Raw genomic sequence first — 15,245 nt, 5'->3', positions numbered from 1 at the left:
GGTCTGCGCCGACGTCGTCTCCGGGCGGATGTCACCGATCTCTGCGCACCACCTCGGCGAGGATGCCGAGGGTCTGCGGGATCGGTGATCAGTGGATGTGTCGGATATCGCATTTAACAAACGTTCGGTTAGAGTGGGACCATGCATTCATCGACTCAAGGAGGCATCGTGAAACCTCTCACCGATCTGCGCTCCCAGCTGCGTCTGCCCGTCTTCGCCTCGCCGATGTTCATCGCCTCCGGGCCCGAACTCGTCAAGGCTCAGTGCCAGGCCGGGGTCGTCGGCTCCTTCCCCACGCTCAACGCACGGCCGGCATCGCAGCTGACCGACTGGCTCGACGAGATCACCGATTCGAACGCAGCCCACACAGAGGCCCACCCTGACCGCCCGGCCGCCCCGTTCGCGGTCAACCTCATCGTGCACCGGTCGAACAATCGCCTCGAGGAGGACCTCGCCGAGGTGGTCCGGCACAAGGTCCCGATCGTCATCACCTCGCTGGGCGCCCGTGAGGAGGTCAACGAAGCCGTCCATTCCTACGGCGGCTTCGTCCTCCATGACGTCATCAACAACCGCTTCGCCCACAAGGCCGTCGAGAAGGGTGCCGACGGAGTCATCGCCGTGGCCGCCGGTGCCGGCGGGCACGCGGGTGCGCAGTCTCCGTTCGCGCTCGTCCAGGAGATCCGGTCCTGGTTCGAGGGCCCACTGCTGCTCTCGGGCGCCATCGCCCACGGACGCTCAGTCCTCGCCGCCCTGGCCGCCGGCGCGGACTTCGCCTACATCGGTTCGGCCTTCCTGTCCACGCCCGAGGCGAACGTCGTCGACGACTACCGCCAGATGATCGTCGATTCGGGTGCCGAGGACGTCGTCTACTCGAACTACTTCACCGGAGTCAAAGGCAACTATCTGCGCGGGTCGATCGTGAACTCCGGGCTCGATCCCGATGACCTTCCCGAGTCCGATCCGTCGAAGATGAACTTCGCCTCCGATCCGAACTCGGATGCGAAGGCCTGGCGTGACATCTGGGGTTCGGGCCAGGGCATCGGTGCACTCGGCACACAGCGCACGACCGGCGAGCTCGTCGAGACCTTCGCCGCCCAGTACGAAACGGCAAAGGCCGAGCTGCGGGCACGCCTGGGCTGAGCCGACCAAGCACCTCACGGCCCACTTCGCCCCCAATTGCTACCTGACGGCGGCCCAGCAACCTTGCGCAAGGTTGCTGGGCCGCCGTCAGGTAGCAATTGGGGTTTGGGTCAGATGGTTGAGATGATTCCGCGTTCGGTCAACCGGGAGGACAGGCCCGCACCGTCGGGCGCATAGATCCACGGCACTCCCTGCCCGCGACCATGGCGCTTCGAGCGGCCGCCGGCCCACACTGCCTCACCGACCGTGAGCTGACGGATGGCCACGGCGGCGACGTTTTCCGGGTGGTTCTCGACGAACTCCCCGTAGACCTCTTCGTCCTTCTGCCCGTCGTCGCCGATGAGCAGCCACTTCATCCACGGGAACTCCCGGGACAGCCGCTCGAGCATGTTCCGCTTGTGCTCCTTGCCCGAGCGGAAGACCCGCGTCGTCGTCGGCCCCCAGTCCGTGAGCAGCAGCGGACCCATCGGATAGAGGTTGCGGGAGAGGAAGCGTTTGATCGTCAGGGCCGAATTCCACGCTCCGGTCGAGAGGTAGATCATCGGGGTCGCCGGACGCATGAACGTGATCCGGTCATAGAGCACGGCCATGCCCGCCACCGGTGAGCGCGCATGCTCGCTGAGCACGAACGTGTTCCACGCGGCGAGGAAGGGCCTGGGCAGCGAGGTGACCATGACGGTGTCGTCGATGTCGGAGATGATCCCGAAGGTCGAGTCCTCACCGATGATGCGCACGGCCGCGGAATCGACGAGGGACCCGTCGGTCCACAGTTCGATCTCCGTCTCCCCCGGTTCGAAGTCGCCGGGGATGACCGTGTCGATGATGCCGCCCCGGTCCGAGGTGACCATGTGCTCTTCGTCGTTGACCCGCACCCATGCCGTGTCATTGGGCAGCGGTACGCTGACGAAGGACTTCCACCCGCGGATGCTCGCGTGGATGTCTGCCGCCGGCTGACCGTTGGGAGTGAGCACCAGACGCCCGAGGACACGCACCCAGCCGGTGCCGCCGTAGGTGTCGTAGGCGATGACCGTGCGCTGATAGCTGTGGTCGGTCGCCCGGTTCTGGATCCATCCGTTGAACCGGTCCTCCACCCGCGCTGCGGTGTGGAGCATGTCCGGTGTGAGATTGAGCGGACCCTCCTCGGGCTTCTTCCTCGCCATGGTCAGATGAAGCCGATCTTGTCGTAGACCTCACGCAGGGTCCCCTCGGCGATCTCGCTGGCCTTCTCGGCCCCGCGATCGAGGATGGCCTGCAGCTGATCCCGGTCCTCGAGGAGTTCGAGCGTGCGCTCCCGCACGGGGCTGAGGGCCTCCACAGCAACCTCGGCGAGGTCGACCTTGAGATGTCCGTACATCTTGCCCTCGTAGTCGGCGACGATGTCGTCGACCGGGCGGGAGGTCAGGGACGAGTAGATGGTCAGCAGATTCGACACCCCCGGCTTGGTCTCGGGATCGTAGGCGATCTGCGTGCCGTCATCGGTCACGGCGGACTTGATCTTCTTCGTCAGCGCCTTCGCATCGTCGAGGATGTCGATGCGGCCCTGCGGACTCGGCTGGGATTTCGACATCTTCGCGCCGGGGTTCTGCAGGTCGTAGATCTTCGCCGTGGCTTTGAGGATCTGCGCCTCGGGGACGACGAAGGTCTCTCCGAACCGATAGTTGAAGCGTTCGGCGAGGTTGCGGGTCAGTTCGAGGTGCTGGCGCTGGTCCTCGCCGACGGGGACGAGCTGCGGATTGTAAAGGAGGATATCGGCGGCCATGAGCGCCGGATAGGTGAGCAGGCCCAGGGACACGTGCTGCTGCTTGGCCGACTTGTCCTTGAACTGCGTCATCCGACTCGCCTCACCCATCGAGGTGGTGCACTCGAGGACCCAGGACAGCTGCGGGTGCGCGGGAACCTGGGACTGGACGAAGATCGTCGACTTCTCCGGATCGATCCCGGCCGCGATGAACTGGGCGGCCGTGCGCAGGGTGCGCTCGCGCAGATCGGCGGGGTCCTGTTCGACGGTGATCGCGTGCATGTTCGCGATGAAGTAGAAGGCGTCGTGCGACTCCTGATGCGTCACGAACTGCTGCAGCGCCCCGATGTAGTTGCCCAGATGCAGGGAATCGGAGGTGGCTTGGATGCCGGAGACAGTGCGTGGCAGAGAAGAGTTCGTCATGGTCCTATGATGCCATCCTCATCACCGGCAGCTCGTGGTCGGTCCCCGATTCGGACGCGGCCGAGGACTCCCGGCAGTCGGGCGGCGGTCGGCGGTCGGCGGTCCGGCGGCGGTCGGGTGACGGATGGTCGGTGGTCGGGTGACGGACGGTCGGTGGTCGGACTGTTCGAGTTCGGGTCGCGCACGTGACTGCGGACACGGAACTGGGCGGACGAGCGGTATAGTGTCGAGCAGATCACATGGATCGCCAAGGTAACTCTCACTTCTCGGTCAAGCATCGAGGACAGTCCCCGCCGGGATACCCACGAGTAGAACTTCGCGATTCCCATGCAGCACTCTCAAGGAGGAGGATTATGTCGGTCGAATACGTCAAGACCGAAGACGACCTGCCACCGGTCGCCGTGGTCGAGAAGCCGCGCTGGACGCCCGCGAAGATCGTACTCTGGGTGGTCATCGCGCTGATCGCCGCCATGGGCTGGGCGATGATCGCCTTCGTCCGCGGTGAGGAGATGTCGGCCAGCTGGTTCGTCGCCGCCGCCGTCGGCAGCTACCTCATCGGCTTCCGCTTCTATGCGAAGTTCATCGAGTGGAAGATCTGCCGTCCCGACCCGAAGCGGGCGACGCCCGCGGAACTCAATGACAACGGCCGCGACTTCGCTCCGACCGATCGCCGCGTCCTCTTCGGCCACCACTTCGCAGCGATCTCCGGAGCCGGGCCTCTAGTCGGACCGATCCTCGCCGCCCAGATGGGCTACCTGCCCGGCACCCTGTGGATCATCCTCGGCGTCATCCTCGCCGGCGGTGTCCAGGACTACATGGTGCTGTTCTTCTCGATGCGGCGCAACGGCCGGTCCCTGGGGCAGATGACCCGTGACGAGCTCGGCCGCACCGGCGGCATCATCGCCTCCATCGGCATCATCCTCATCATGGTCATCCTCATCGCGGTCCTCGGCGTCGTCATCATCAACGCCCTGGCCGAAAGCCCCTGGGGCGTGTTCTCGATCGCCATGACCATCCCGATCGCCGTCTTCATGGGCGTCTACATGCGCTACCTGCGTCCGGGCAAGGTCATCGAAACCTCGGTCATCGGCATCGTCCTCCTCGTCATCGCCATCGTCGCCGGCGGCTGGGTCCACAACTCGCCGTTCTGGTCCGAGATCTTCCACCTCGACAAGGTCACACTTGCCTGGTGCCTGATGATTTACGGCTTCCTCGCTGCGGTCCTGCCCGTGTGGGTGCTGCTGGCACCGCGTGACTACCTTTCGACCTTCATGAAGATCGGCACCATCGTGCTGCTGGCCGTGGGCATCCTCATCGTCAACCCGAGCGTGCAGATGCCGGCGCTGACCGATTTCGCCTTCAACACCTCCGGTCCGGCCTTCGCTGGAGCGCTGTTCCCGTTCCTGTTCATCACGATCGCGTGCGGGGCGTTGTCGGGCTTCCACGCCCTCATCTCCTCCGGAACGACACCGAAGCTCATCGAGAAGGAGACCCAGGCCCGCCTCATCGGCTACGGCGGAATGCTCATGGAATCCTTCGTCGCGATCATGGCGCTGGTCGCCGCGATCTGCCTCGACAAGGGCCTGTACTTCGCGATGAACGCCGCCGAGCCGCTGACCGGCGGCACCGTGCAGGGAGCGTCGGATTTCATCAACAACTCGCTCGGCATGTCCGGTGTCGAGACCAGCCCCGAGATCCTCGAACAGGCGGCCAAGGATGTCGGCGAGGAGAGCATCGTCTCCCGCACCGGCGGAGCCCCGACGCTGGCGATGGGCATGGCCCACATCCTCCACAACGTCTTCGGCGGACCGGCATGGATGTCGTTCTGGTATCACTTCGCGGTGATGTTCGAAGCCCTGTTCATCCTCACCACCATCGACGCCGGCACCCGCGTGGCCCGCTTCATGCTCAGCGATGCGCTCGGCAACTTCTCGAAGAGGTTCCGCGACCCCTCATGGACTCCGGGAGCGTGGCTGACGACTGCGATCATGGTGGCCGCATGGGGTTCGATCCTGCTCATGGGCGTCACTGACCCGCTCGGTGGAATCAATACGCTGTTCCCGCTGTTCGGAATCTCGAACCAGCTGCTGGCGGCGATCGCCCTGGCCGTCATCTTCGCGATCGTGTGCAAGATGGGCCTAGCCAAATGGGCGTGGATCCCCGGCATCCCACTCGTCTGGGACCTCCTGGTGACAATGGTCGCCTCCTGGCAGAAGATCTTCTCCTCGGATCCGAAGCTCGGCTACTGGGCGCAGCACTTCGCCTACAAAGATGCCCTCGCCGCCGGAGAGACGTCGATGGGCAACACCGAAGGCGTGGAGGCGATGAGCGCGGTCGTGCGCAACACCTTCGTCCAGGGCACTCTGTCCATCGTCTTCGCCCTCCTTGTCGCCATGGTCGTCGTCATGGCGGTCTGGAAGTCGATCGAGGCCGTGCGGAAGGGTTCGCTGCCGACCTCGGAAGAGGAGTTCGTGGCCACGAAGAGGTTCGCCCCCGCCGGACTCATCGCCCGCAAACCCGAGCGTGAGCTGCAGGAGCAGTGGGACGAGCACAATGCAGGGAGGCAATGACGATGAGCACTGCCCATCCGCTGACCAACATCGCCCGTGATCCTTGGGGGTCGCTCCGCCGAGGTGGTGCCTGGCTGCACTGGTACCTCAAGGAGATCATGGGTGAGAACGCCTACCTCCACTACCTCGAGTCCTACGAGCGCCGTCACGGCACTCGCGACGGGGCGATGGAGGAGAAGGCATTCTGGCGTGATCTCACCGACGAACAGGATCGCAACCCCAAGGCTCGGTGCTGCTAAGGCGCTGAGCTGCCGGGAGGCGTGAGGTCCGCAGCGGTCGGTCCCTTCAGGGGTCGGCCGCCTCGGCGAAAGACGGAGCCCGGGTGCTCAGGACATGATGTCCTGAGCACCCGGGCTCCTCGCCTGTCGGCGATCCTTCGGGATCGGGTTCACGTGTACGGCTGCTGGGCCCACCTCGGCGAGGCTGCCCCACCTCGGCGGTATGGTCCCACCTCGGCGACGCAGCCCGCCGCGGCGGTGAGGCCGGGTGATCAGGCTTTCGCGGCAGGCAGGTCGTAGTCGATGACCAGCGGGGCGTGGTCCGACCACCGCTCACCCCAACTGTCGGCGCGGTCGACGGTCGCTTTGACGGCCGAATCCGCCAGGGCAGGGGTGGCCATGTGGTAGTCGATGCGCCAGCCGGCGTCGTTGTCGAAGGCCTTCCCTCGCATCGACCACCAGGTGTAGGGCCCGTCGACGTCTCCGCTGAGCTTCCGGTGGACGTCGACGTAGCCGACGTCGCCGAAGAATCCGTCGAAGTAGGCGCGCTCTTCGGGCAGGAATCCGGCCTTCTTCCGATTGGCCTTCCAGTTCTTCAGGTCGCGTTCGGTGTGGCAGACGTTGAGGTCGCCGGTGACGAGCACATGGTCGGCGTGCTCGGCCAGCTGCGGCAAACGTTCGGTCATCCGATCGAGGAAGCGGTACTTGTCCTCCTGTTTGGGAGTGTCGACCTCACCGGAGTGGACGTAGGCGGACACGAGCGTGAGCAGCGATCCGTCGCCGAGCCGGTAGTCCGTCTCCACCCACCGTCCGGCCCGATCGAAGTAGCCGTCGTCGCCGAGTCCCTCGCGCACGGATTCCGGTTGGGTGCGCGCCATCACGGCCACTCCCGCGCGGCCCTTGGCCTCCGCGTCGTGGCTGATCGTGGTGTAGCCGGTGTCGGCGAGGACGTCGAGTGCGATGTCGTTGGCCGCACGCACTTCCTGCAGGGTGATGAAGTCGGGTTTGGCGGCATCGACCCAGGTGGGCATCCCCTTTCGCCAGGCTGCGCGGATCCCGTTGACGTTGACTGAAGCAATCCGAATCATGTGTTCTATCATGTCATGAGCGCACTACTCTTCCGGGACAGGGCGTTATAGAGTGAGAGCAAGCACGAATAAATCAGGAGGCGCAATGGCCGTTGACGAAACCATCGAAACCGAGCAGCTGAGCATCAGTCCGCTCGACGAAGTCGACGCCCGTGAGATGCGAGATTTCCTGTTGGGAGCACAGAAGAACTTCTGGGGCGACAGGGACCTCAGCGGAGACCACGACGCCTACTGGTTCCGCCAGTTCGTGACCTCGGGGCTCGTCGCCCGGTACCGTTCGGAGATCGTCGGCTATCTGCTCGGCGTCATCCCCCATGACGGGCCGGCTTATATCCACCTCGTGGCGGCCCGCACCGATTTCCGACACCAGGGTATCGGCCGTCACCTCTACCAGCACTTCATCGATCATGCCCGGCAGCTCGGCGTCTCCTCGGTGCAGGCGACCACGATGCCCGAGTCCTCCGGGGCGATCTCGTTCCACTCCTCGCTCGGCTTCAACGGTGAGCTCATCGAGGACTATGCCGGCGCCGGCAACCCGCGGGTCTTCTTCGAGCTCAAACTCGCCGAAGACTGACCCTCCCCTACTACCTGACGGCGGCCCAGCAACCTCGCGCGAGGTAGCTGGGCCGCCGTCAGGTAGTAATCAGGAGGTGCGCTGGGCGGTGTCGACGACGTTCTTGAGCAGCAGGGCTCGCGTCATCGGCCCCACACCGCCGGGGTTCGGTGAGACCCAGGAGGCGACCTCGGCGACACCGGGATCGACATCGCCGACGATCTTCGACTTCCCCGTCTCCGGGTCCTCTTCGCGTGAGACCCCGACGTCGAGGACGACGGCACCGGGCTTGACCGCCTCCGCCTTGACGATGCGCGCCGCACCGGCGGCCGCGACGATGACGTCGGCCTGAGCCAGCAGCTCGTCGAGGTTGCGCGTGCCGGTGTGGGTCAGCGTCACCGTCGCATTGTGCTCACGCCGGGTCAGCAGGGATCCGATCGAACGGCCGACCGTGACGCCGCGGCCGATGACGACGACGTGCTTGCCGACCAGCTCAAGGCCGTTGCGGCTGATCAGCTCGATGACTCCGCGGGGCGTGCACGGCAGCGGAGTCGTGATCTTCGAGTTGACGTTGAGCATGAGGCGACCGAGGTTCGTCGGGTGCAGCCCGTCGGCGTCCTTGGCCGGATCGATCGCCTCGAGGATGGTGTCAGTGTCGATGTGGTCCGGCAACGGCAGCTGCACGATGTAGCCGGTGCACTCGTCGTTGTTGTTGAGTTCATCGATGACGGCCAACAGCTCGTCCTGACTCACCGACTCCGGCAGGTCACGGCGAATGGACTGGATGCCCACCTCGGCGCAGTCGCGGTGCTTGCCGGCGACGTACCACTTCGAACCGGGGTCCTCCCCCACCAGCACGGTGCCCAATCCGGGAACGATCCCGGACTTCGCCAGCTCAGCCACCGCCTCGGTGAGTTCGTCTTTGATCTGCTTCGCGCAGGCCTTGCCGTCGAGGATCTGTGCGCTCATCAGTACTGCTCCAGTCCGTCGTAGAGGGGGAAATCGTCGCTGAGCTTGGTCACCCGGGCAGCGAGAGCCTCGACGTCGGCACCGGGCTTGAGCGCCTCGGCGATGACGTCGGCGACCTCCGTGAACTCCTCGTCACCGAACCCACGAGTGGCCAGAGCAGGGGTGCCGATGCGAAGACCCGAGGTCACCATCGGCGGACGGGGATCGAAGGGCACGGCATTGCGGTTGACGGTGATGCCGACCTCGTGGAGGAGGTCCTCGGCCTGCTGCCCGTCGAGGGCGGAGTTGCGCAGGTCGACGAGCACCAGGTGCACGTCGGTGCCGCCGGTGAGCACGGTCGCACCGGCCTGGGCCACGTCATCGGCGAGCAGCCGCTCGGCGAGGATGGCCGCACCGCGCACGGTGCGCTCCTGACGCTCCTTGAACTCCGCCGAGGCTGCCAGCTTGAAGGCCACGGCCTTGGCGGCGACCACGTGCATGAGCGGTCCGCCCTGCTGGCCTGGGAAGACAGCGGAGTTGAGCTTCTTGCCCAGGTCTTCCTTGCCGAGGATGAAACCGGAGCGGGGTCCGCCGATGGTCTTGTGCACCGTCGAGGACACGACGTCGGCGAAGGGAACGGGGTTCGGGTGCAGACCCGCGGCGACGAGTCCGGCGAAGTGGGCCATGTCGACCCACAGCTTCGCGTCGACCTCGTCGGCGATGTCGCGGAACGCCTGGAAGTCGAGCTGGCGGGGATAGGCCGACCAGCCGGCGACGATGACCTGCGGACGGTGTTCAAGAGCCTTCTCGCGCACTTTGTCCATGTCGATGCGGTACGTGTCGGGGTCGACCTCGTAGGAGGCGACGTCGTAGAGGCGGCCGGAGAAGTTGATCTTCATGCCGTGGGTGAGGTGTCCGCCGTGGGCCAGGGAGAGACCGAGCATCTTGTCTCCCTGACGCGCCAGCGCATGCATCACCGCAGCATTGGCCGAGGCACCCGAATGCGGCTGGACGTTGGCGTATTCGGCCCCGAAGAGGCTCTTGGCTCGCTCGATGGCGAGGTTCTCGGCGACATCGACGTATTCGCAGCCGCCGTAATAGCGCTTCCCGGGGTACCCCTCGGCGTATTTGTTCGTCAGCACCGAGCCCTGTGCCTGCAGCACGGCGCGGGGGACGAAGTTCTCCGAGGCGATCATCTCGAGAGTCGAACGCTGGCGGCCCAACTCGAGGTCGAGGACCTCGGCGATCTGCGGATCGATGTCTGCAAGCGAGGCCTGCATCGAGTTTTCGGTCATGAGTACTCTCCTGTGGCATCCGATGTGGTGAGTGGGACAGCGCGATCAGCCGCCGCGAACACCCGCAGACCATGCTAACAGCGAAATCCGCGCCCACAGCGGGCTGACCGCCATCCGGATGCCCCTCCTCTGGCCATTCGTCTGCCCACTCAACCGTGCCGGTGCGCCCGGGTCCGTGACGCGGAATGCGCACTCGATGAGACCACCGATTAGGATGCAGTCCATGAGCAGAGAATGGATCCTGAGAGTCACCTGTCCCGATGCGACCGGCATCGTCCACGCTGTGACGGGAGTGCTTGCAGGCCGCGGCGGGAACATCACCGAATCCCAGCAGTTCTCCTCCCCCGATTCGCGTCAGTTCTTCCTCCGCCTCGAATTCGCGACCGACGATGGTATCACCGTCGAATCGCTCGAATCCGACCTCGCCGAGGTGGCCGACCGTTTCACGATGACGGTGAGTCTGCAGCCGGCGGAGAAGAGGACCCGGACCCTCATCCTGGTGTCGAAGGCAGCGCACTGCCTCAACACTCTCCTCTTCCAGCATTCCTCGTCCCAGCTGCCCATCGACATCGTCGGGATCGCCGGCAACCACGACTCGCTCAAGCCCTTGGCCGAGTTCCACGGCCACGACTTCCACCACATCCCCATCACCCGCGAGACGAAGCCGGAGGCCGAGGCACGCCTGGCTGCCCTGGTCGATGAGCTCGACGTCGAGCTCATCGTGCTGGCCCGCTATATGCAGATCCTCTCCCCCGAACTCTGCGACCGTCTCGAGGGTCGGGTCATCAACATCCATCATTCGTTCCTGCCGAGCTTCAAGGGCGCGAAGCCATATCACCAGGCCCATGCCCGCGGCGTGAAGATCATCGGCGCCACCGCGCACTACGTCACCAGCGATCTCGACGAGGGCCCGATCATCGAACAGGACGTCGCCCGCGTCGATCACAATCGGGCGATCGCCGACTTCGTCCAGCGCGGGCAGGACGTCGAAGCGGCCGTGCTCGCCCGGGCCGTCGCCTGGCACGCGCAGGGCCGGGTGCTCATGGACGGACACCGCACGGTCGTCTTCAACTGAGACCCACCTCGGCGAGGTTGCCACCGTCGATCCGACGCTTTCTCTGCCGGGTGCAGGCGCACCGAGGTTGCCCAGCCTCTACGTAGAAAATTCACACCTACTGTCACTTCTCCTGTAAGGTCACGTCGGCCTACCTAAGGAGCTGACCTCACATGACAGAGACGACCTTCCGGACGATTGCGATCGTCCTCTACTTCGTCGGCATGCTGGCCATCGGCTGGTTCGCCTATCGGAAGACCAAGAACAGCCTCGACGACTACATGCTCGCCGGGCGCGGGCTGCGCCCATCCGTAGCGGCGCTGAGCGCCGGCGCCTCCGACATGTCGGGCTGGCTGCTCATGGGCCTGCCCGGAGCGATCTATGCCTCCGGTCTCATCGAGGCCTGGATAGCGATCGGGCTCACGGTCGGCGCGTGGGTCAACTGGAAGATCGTGGCTCCGCGGCTGCGCGCCTTCACCGAGAACGCGGGCGATTCGATCACGATCCCCAGCTTCTTCGAACAGCGGCTGAAGGACCGGACACGGCTGCTGCGCATCGTCTGCGGCGTGATCATCCTCGTGTTCTTCACGTTCTACGTCTCCTCGGGAATGGTGGCCGCAGGCAAATTCTTCGAATCGAGCTTCGGGCTCAACTACCTCGGCGGCATGCTCCTCGTCGCTGCCGTCACCATGGTCTACACCCTCTTCGGCGGATTCCTCGGTGCCACGTTGACCGATGTGGCGCAGGGCCTGCTGATGTTCGCAGCACTCATCGCCGTGCCGATCGTCGCCGTGAGCAACGCCGGCGGACCGGGAGCCGTCATCAGCAACGTCAAGCAGATCGATCCCGGCCTGCTCAACATCCTCGGCAGCGAACCGTTCTGGGCCAGCGGAGCGTACCTCGCAGTGATCTCGTCCCTCGCCTGGGGACTGGGGTACTTCGGCCAGCCGCACATCATCGTGCGCTTCATGGCGCTGCGGTCCCCTGCCGATGCCACCGTCGCCCGCCGCATCGGCGTCGGCTGGATGGGCATCTCTGCCCTCGGTGCGATCGCTACGGCCATCGTCGGCATCTCGTACTTCTCCCAGCACGCCGCTATGGAGCCGTCCGATTCCGAGACCGTATTCCTCGATCTCGCACAGATCCTCTTCCACCCCTTCATCGCCGGCCTGGTACTGGCCGCTGTGCTGGCCGCGATCATGTCGACGGTCTCCTCTCAGCTCGTCGTCACGTCCTCAGCACTCATCGAGGACCTGTTCAAGATCGTCGCTCTGCGCACCGGATCGACCCGCACGCTTCAGGACAAGACCTATGTGCTGCTCGGGCGTCTCGGCATTCTCGTCGTCGCGATCATCGCAGTTGTGCTGGCGATCTCGCCGTCGAACAGCATCCTCGACCTCGTCGCATTCGCGTGGGCCGGTTTCGGTGCGTCGTTCGGACCGATCGTGCTGCTGACCCTGTTCTGGAAGCGACTGAGCAATTGGGGCGCCCTGTTCGGTCTGCTCTCGGGAGCGGTCGTCGCATTCGTGTGGGGCCAGGTCAGCACACCCCTCACCGACGACATCTACGAGATCATCCCGGGCTTCATCGTCAACCTCGTCGTTGCGATCGTCGTCAGCCTGTTCACATACAAGCACGATGCCGAATCGGACCGAGAATTCGACGAGTCCGTCGCGCTGTCGCGGATGAAGAAGCAGCCTGTGGCGGAGAGCTGAGGCTCTGAGGCTGCGCGCCCGGCCGCGGCGGGGTTTCGCCAGCACGACCCGCGAACCGAACTGCCCGCCGGCACGACGCGCACAACCTACATTTCGCGGCATCTCACACCGTTCCTGCGGTGAGAGGTGCCGCGAAGTGTATGCGCTGCGACTCACGGGCCGATTCGTTCGTCGCGCTGCGCGCGTCGTCACAGACAATGTGCCGCACAGCCTCAGGCTCGCAACCCCGCAGACCACCGTCGGTGAACACACTTCGGGCGGGCATCCTGTGTGGATGCCCGCCCGAAGTGGTCGGCGGCTGCTCCTATCGCGCGGAGCAGTTCAGCCGGAGGATGTGTTACTTCTCCTCGGCAGCCTCGGTGGACTCTTCAGCAGTCTCGGCCTCGGCCTCGACCGGAGCCTCCTCGACGACCTCGGCCTCAGCCGGTGCCTCTTCGGCCTCTGCCGGAGCCTCGTCCGCGGCGGGAGCCGCAGCGGCGGTGGCCTGCTCGGCTTCCTTCACGGTCGCCTGCTTCGGCGAGTAGGGCTCGAGGACCAGTTCGATGACGGCCATCGGCGCATTGTCGCCGGGGCGCGGACCGATCTTCGTGATCCGGGTATACCCGCCGGGACGCTCGGCCATGGTCTCGGCGATCGAGGTGAAGAGCTCGTGCACGATCGACTTGTCGGTGATCTGGCCGAGAACGCGACGACGTGAGGCCAGGTCACCCTTCTTGGCGTTCGTGATCATCCGCTCGGCGACCGGACGCAGGCGCTTGGCCTTGGTCACGGTCGTGGTGATCTGCTTGTGCTCGAACAGCTGAGCTGCCATGTTGTTGAGCATCAGGCGCTCGTGTGTGGGCGATCCGCCGAGGCGGGGACCCTTGGTTGGGGTTGGCATGGTGAGTTACTCCTAGGTCTTGATCAGTACTGTTCGTCTTCGACGTAGGACTGGTCCTCATCAACGAGACCGGCTTCGAATCCGGCAGGACTGTCCTTGAGGCTGAGGCCGAGCTCGTTGAGCTTCGCCTTGACCTCGTCGATCGACTTCGAACCAAAGTTGCGGATATCCATCAGGTCGGCTTCGCTGCGAGCAACGAGCTCACCGACGGTGTGGATGCCCTCACGCTTGAGGCAGTTGTAGGAGCGCACGGTCAGGTCGAGATCTTCGATGGCCAGCGCCAGGTCAGCGGCCAGGGCCGCGTCCACAGGCGAGGGTCCGATCTCGATGCCTTCGGCTTCGACGTTGAGCTCTCGAGCCAGGCCGAAGAGCTCGACCAGGGTCTTACCCGCCGATGCGATGGCATCGCGCGGGGTCATCGAGGGCTTGGTCTCGACGTCGAGGACGAGGCGGTCGAAGTCGGTGCGCTGTTCGACACGCGTGGCTTCGACCTTGTAGGTGACCTTGAGAACCGGGGAGTAGATCGAATCGACCGGGATCCGGCCGATCTCTGCATCCGCGTTCTTGTTCTGGGCGCTCGACACATATCCGCGTCCGCGTTCGATGGTCAGTTCCATATCCAGACGACCTTCACCATTCAGCGTGGCGATGTGCAGATCCGGATTGTGGATCTCGACCCCGGCGGGAGCAGAGACGTCGGCAGCGGTCACATTGCCGGGACCCTGCTTGCGCAGGTAGGCCACGACCGGTTCGTCGAATTCGGACGACACGACCAGGGACTTCAGGTTGAGGATGAACTCGGTGACATCCTCCTTCACTCCCGGAACGGTGCTGAACTCGTGGAGAACTCCGTCGATCCGGATGGACGTGACTGCGGCACCGGGAATCGAGGACAGCAGGGTCCGACGAAGCGAGTTGCCGAGGGTGTAGCCGAATCCGGGCTCGAGCGGTTCGATGGCGAACCGTGAGCGGTTATCGGAGACGACTTCTTCCGTGAGCGTTGGGCGCTGTGCAATGAGCACGTGGGCTTCCTTTCAGCGAACATCCGCTATATGACGTTCGCACTGCACGTCATGGCTTCAGGCCATGAAGAACGGTTCGGGTTATCTGGGAATCCGTTCTGCGACCGATGTCGGATTGCGATCCGACATCCGTTGCAGTTTCAGGATCAGCCGCGGCGGCGCTTGGGGGGACGGCAGCCGTTGAATGGGACCGGGGTGACATCCTGGATGGTGCCCAGTTCCAGACCGGCGGCCTGCAGCGAACGGATCGCGGTCTCGCGGCCCGAGCCCGGGCCCTTGACGAACACGTCGACCTTCTTCAGGCCGTGTTCCTGCGCCCGACGAGCGGCCGATTCGGCAGCCATCTGAGCGGCGTACGGGGTCGACTTGCGCGAACCCTTGAAGCCGACCTCACCTGAGGAGGCCCAGGAGATGACAGCACCTGACGGGTCGGTGATCGACACGATGGTGTTGTTGAAGGTTGATTTGATGTGGGCCTGGCCGGCGACGATATTCTTCTTCAGCTTGCGGCGAGGCTTGCGCGCTGTTGCGGCGCGTGACTTGGGAGGCATATGTCCTTACTCCTGATCGAGGCGGTTGGTCCTAGCCAACCGAGTGAGCG

Annotated in this window: 15 protein-coding genes; 7 read left to right on the top strand and 8 right to left on the bottom strand. The window is 64.7% G+C overall.

Annotated elements, in window-relative coordinates:
• Positions 1 to 168: 168 nt before the first annotated feature.
• Positions 169 to 1,140 (top strand): NAD(P)H-dependent flavin oxidoreductase, encoded by a 972-nt coding sequence (locus J9314_RS06375; RefSeq protein WP_246490641.1) that lies wholly within the window; start codon positions 169 to 171, stop codon positions 1,138 to 1,140.
• A gap of 110 nt (positions 1,141 to 1,250) precedes the next feature.
• On the opposite strand, the gene J9314_RS06370 is transcribed toward J9314_RS06375, so the two are convergent.
• Both J9314_RS06370 and trpS read right to left on the bottom strand, forming a co-directional pair.
• Positions 1,251 to 2,300, bottom strand: coding sequence for an App1 family protein phosphatidate phosphatase (locus tag J9314_RS06370; protein ID WP_181274854.1), 1,050 nt, complete (start codon positions 2,298 to 2,300; stop codon positions 1,251 to 1,253).
• 2 nt (positions 2,301 to 2,302) lie between these two features.
• The gene (trpS, locus tag J9314_RS06365) at positions 2,303 to 3,301 is read right to left on the bottom strand and encodes a tryptophan--tRNA ligase (RefSeq protein ID WP_210604992.1); all 999 of its coding nucleotides are present in this window, start codon (positions 3,299 to 3,301) and stop codon (positions 2,303 to 2,305) included.
• On the opposite strand from trpS, the gene J9314_RS06360 reads away from it, so the two are divergent.
• From J9314_RS06360 to J9314_RS06350, 3 genes are all read left to right on the top strand, one after another.
• On the top strand, positions 3,280 to 3,444 hold the full coding sequence (locus J9314_RS06360; RefSeq protein WP_210604991.1) for a hypothetical protein: 165 nt from the start codon (positions 3,280 to 3,282) through the stop codon (positions 3,442 to 3,444). The two genes, trpS and J9314_RS06360, sit on opposite strands and share 22 nt — an antisense overlap.
• A gap of 210 nt (positions 3,445 to 3,654) precedes the next feature.
• On the top strand, positions 3,655 to 5,871 hold the full coding sequence (locus J9314_RS06355) for a carbon starvation CstA family protein (protein ID WP_210604990.1): 2,217 nt from the start codon (positions 3,655 to 3,657) through the stop codon (positions 5,869 to 5,871).
• The gene (locus J9314_RS06350; RefSeq protein WP_246490640.1) at positions 5,868 to 6,110 is read left to right on the top strand and encodes a CstA-like transporter-associated (seleno)protein; all 243 of its coding nucleotides are present in this window, start codon (positions 5,868 to 5,870) and stop codon (positions 6,108 to 6,110) included. The genes J9314_RS06355 and J9314_RS06350 overlap by 4 nt, the downstream gene beginning before the upstream one ends.
• A 251-nt stretch (positions 6,111 to 6,361) precedes the next feature.
• Here the strand turns inward: J9314_RS06350 and J9314_RS06345 are convergent, their stop codons facing one another.
• On the bottom strand, positions 6,362 to 7,177 hold the full coding sequence (locus J9314_RS06345) for an exodeoxyribonuclease III (RefSeq protein ID WP_181274851.1): 816 nt from the start codon (positions 7,175 to 7,177) through the stop codon (positions 6,362 to 6,364).
• Positions 7,178 to 7,262: 85 nt separating this feature from the next.
• Here J9314_RS06345 and J9314_RS06340 point away from each other — a divergent pair, with 85 nt between their 5' ends.
• The gene (locus J9314_RS06340; RefSeq protein WP_181274850.1) at positions 7,263 to 7,751 is read left to right on the top strand and encodes a GNAT family N-acetyltransferase; all 489 of its coding nucleotides are present in this window, start codon (positions 7,263 to 7,265) and stop codon (positions 7,749 to 7,751) included.
• Positions 7,752 to 7,820: 69 nt separating this feature from the next.
• On the opposite strand, the gene J9314_RS06335 is transcribed toward J9314_RS06340, so the two are convergent.
• Both J9314_RS06335 and glyA read right to left on the bottom strand, forming a co-directional pair.
• A complete protein-coding gene (locus tag J9314_RS06335) occupies positions 7,821 to 8,699 on the bottom strand; it encodes a bifunctional methylenetetrahydrofolate dehydrogenase/methenyltetrahydrofolate cyclohydrolase (protein ID WP_210604989.1) in 879 nt (292 codons plus the stop codon).
• Positions 8,699 to 9,973: a serine hydroxymethyltransferase gene (gene glyA / locus J9314_RS06330; protein ID WP_210604988.1), complete on the bottom strand. Its 1,275-nt coding sequence runs from the start codon at positions 9,971 to 9,973 to the stop codon at positions 8,699 to 8,701. The genes J9314_RS06335 and glyA overlap by 1 nt, the downstream gene beginning before the upstream one ends.
• Positions 9,974 to 10,196: 223 nt before the next feature.
• Between glyA and purU the strand changes: the two genes are divergently transcribed.
• Positions 10,197 to 11,048, top strand: a complete 852-nt coding sequence (purU, locus tag J9314_RS06325) for a formyltetrahydrofolate deformylase (protein WP_210604987.1) — start codon at positions 10,197 to 10,199, stop codon at positions 11,046 to 11,048.
• A 152-nt stretch (positions 11,049 to 11,200) separates the two neighbouring features.
• On the top strand, positions 11,201 to 12,742 hold the full coding sequence (gene putP, locus J9314_RS06320) for a sodium/proline symporter PutP (RefSeq protein ID WP_181274847.1): 1,542 nt from the start codon (positions 11,201 to 11,203) through the stop codon (positions 12,740 to 12,742).
• A gap of 337 nt (positions 12,743 to 13,079) precedes the next feature.
• Here the strand turns inward: putP and rplQ are convergent, their stop codons facing one another.
• From rplQ to rpsK, 3 genes are all read right to left on the bottom strand, one after another.
• Positions 13,080 to 13,622, bottom strand: a complete 543-nt coding sequence (gene rplQ / locus J9314_RS06315) for a 50S ribosomal protein L17 (protein ID WP_210604986.1) — start codon at positions 13,620 to 13,622, stop codon at positions 13,080 to 13,082.
• A 23-nt stretch (positions 13,623 to 13,645) separates the two neighbouring features.
• Positions 13,646 to 14,644, bottom strand: a complete 999-nt coding sequence (locus J9314_RS06310) for a DNA-directed RNA polymerase subunit alpha (RefSeq protein WP_210604985.1) — start codon at positions 14,642 to 14,644, stop codon at positions 13,646 to 13,648.
• Between the two features lie 146 nt (positions 14,645 to 14,790).
• Positions 14,791 to 15,195 (bottom strand): 30S ribosomal protein S11, encoded by a 405-nt coding sequence (gene rpsK, locus J9314_RS06305; protein WP_166970679.1) that lies wholly within the window; start codon positions 15,193 to 15,195, stop codon positions 14,791 to 14,793.
• Positions 15,196 to 15,245: the final 50 nt, after the last annotated feature.

The sequence above is a fragment of the Brevibacterium oceani genome (assembly GCF_017948325.1).
GTDB lineage: Bacteria > Actinomycetota > Actinomycetes > Actinomycetales > Brevibacteriaceae > Brevibacterium > Brevibacterium oceani.
This window is presented reverse-complemented; position numbering and strand designations above follow the sequence as displayed.

Excerpts from the sequence above, each read along its gene's own strand:
- J9314_RS06370 (WP_181274854.1), bottom strand. The coding sequence starts at position 2,300 with ATGGCGAGGAAGAAGCCCGAGGAGGGTCCGCTCAATCTCACACCGGAC.
- trpS (WP_210604992.1), bottom strand. The coding sequence starts at position 3,301 with ATGACGAACTCTTCTCTGCCACGCACTGTCTCCGGCATCCAAGCCACC.
- J9314_RS06355 (WP_210604990.1), top strand. The coding sequence starts at position 3,655 with ATGTCGGTCGAATACGTCAAGACCGAAGACGACCTGCCACCGGTCGCC.
- J9314_RS06350 (WP_246490640.1), top strand. The coding sequence starts at position 5,868 with ATGACGATGAGCACTGCCCATCCGCTGACCAACATCGCCCGTGATCCT.
- J9314_RS06345 (WP_181274851.1), bottom strand. The coding sequence starts at position 7,177 with ATGATTCGGATTGCTTCAGTCAACGTCAACGGGATCCGCGCAGCCTGG.
- J9314_RS06340 (WP_181274850.1), top strand. The coding sequence starts at position 7,263 with ATGGCCGTTGACGAAACCATCGAAACCGAGCAGCTGAGCATCAGTCCG.
- J9314_RS06335 (WP_210604989.1), bottom strand. The coding sequence starts at position 8,699 with ATGAGCGCACAGATCCTCGACGGCAAGGCCTGCGCGAAGCAGATCAAA.
- glyA (WP_210604988.1), bottom strand. The coding sequence starts at position 9,973 with ATGACCGAAAACTCGATGCAGGCCTCGCTTGCAGACATCGATCCGCAG.
- purU (WP_210604987.1), top strand. The coding sequence starts at position 10,197 with ATGAGCAGAGAATGGATCCTGAGAGTCACCTGTCCCGATGCGACCGGC.
- putP (WP_181274847.1), top strand. The coding sequence starts at position 11,201 with ATGACAGAGACGACCTTCCGGACGATTGCGATCGTCCTCTACTTCGTC.
- rplQ (WP_210604986.1), bottom strand. The coding sequence starts at position 13,622 with ATGCCAACCCCAACCAAGGGTCCCCGCCTCGGCGGATCGCCCACACAC.
- rpsK (WP_166970679.1), bottom strand. The coding sequence starts at position 15,195 with ATGCCTCCCAAGTCACGCGCCGCAACAGCGCGCAAGCCTCGCCGCAAG.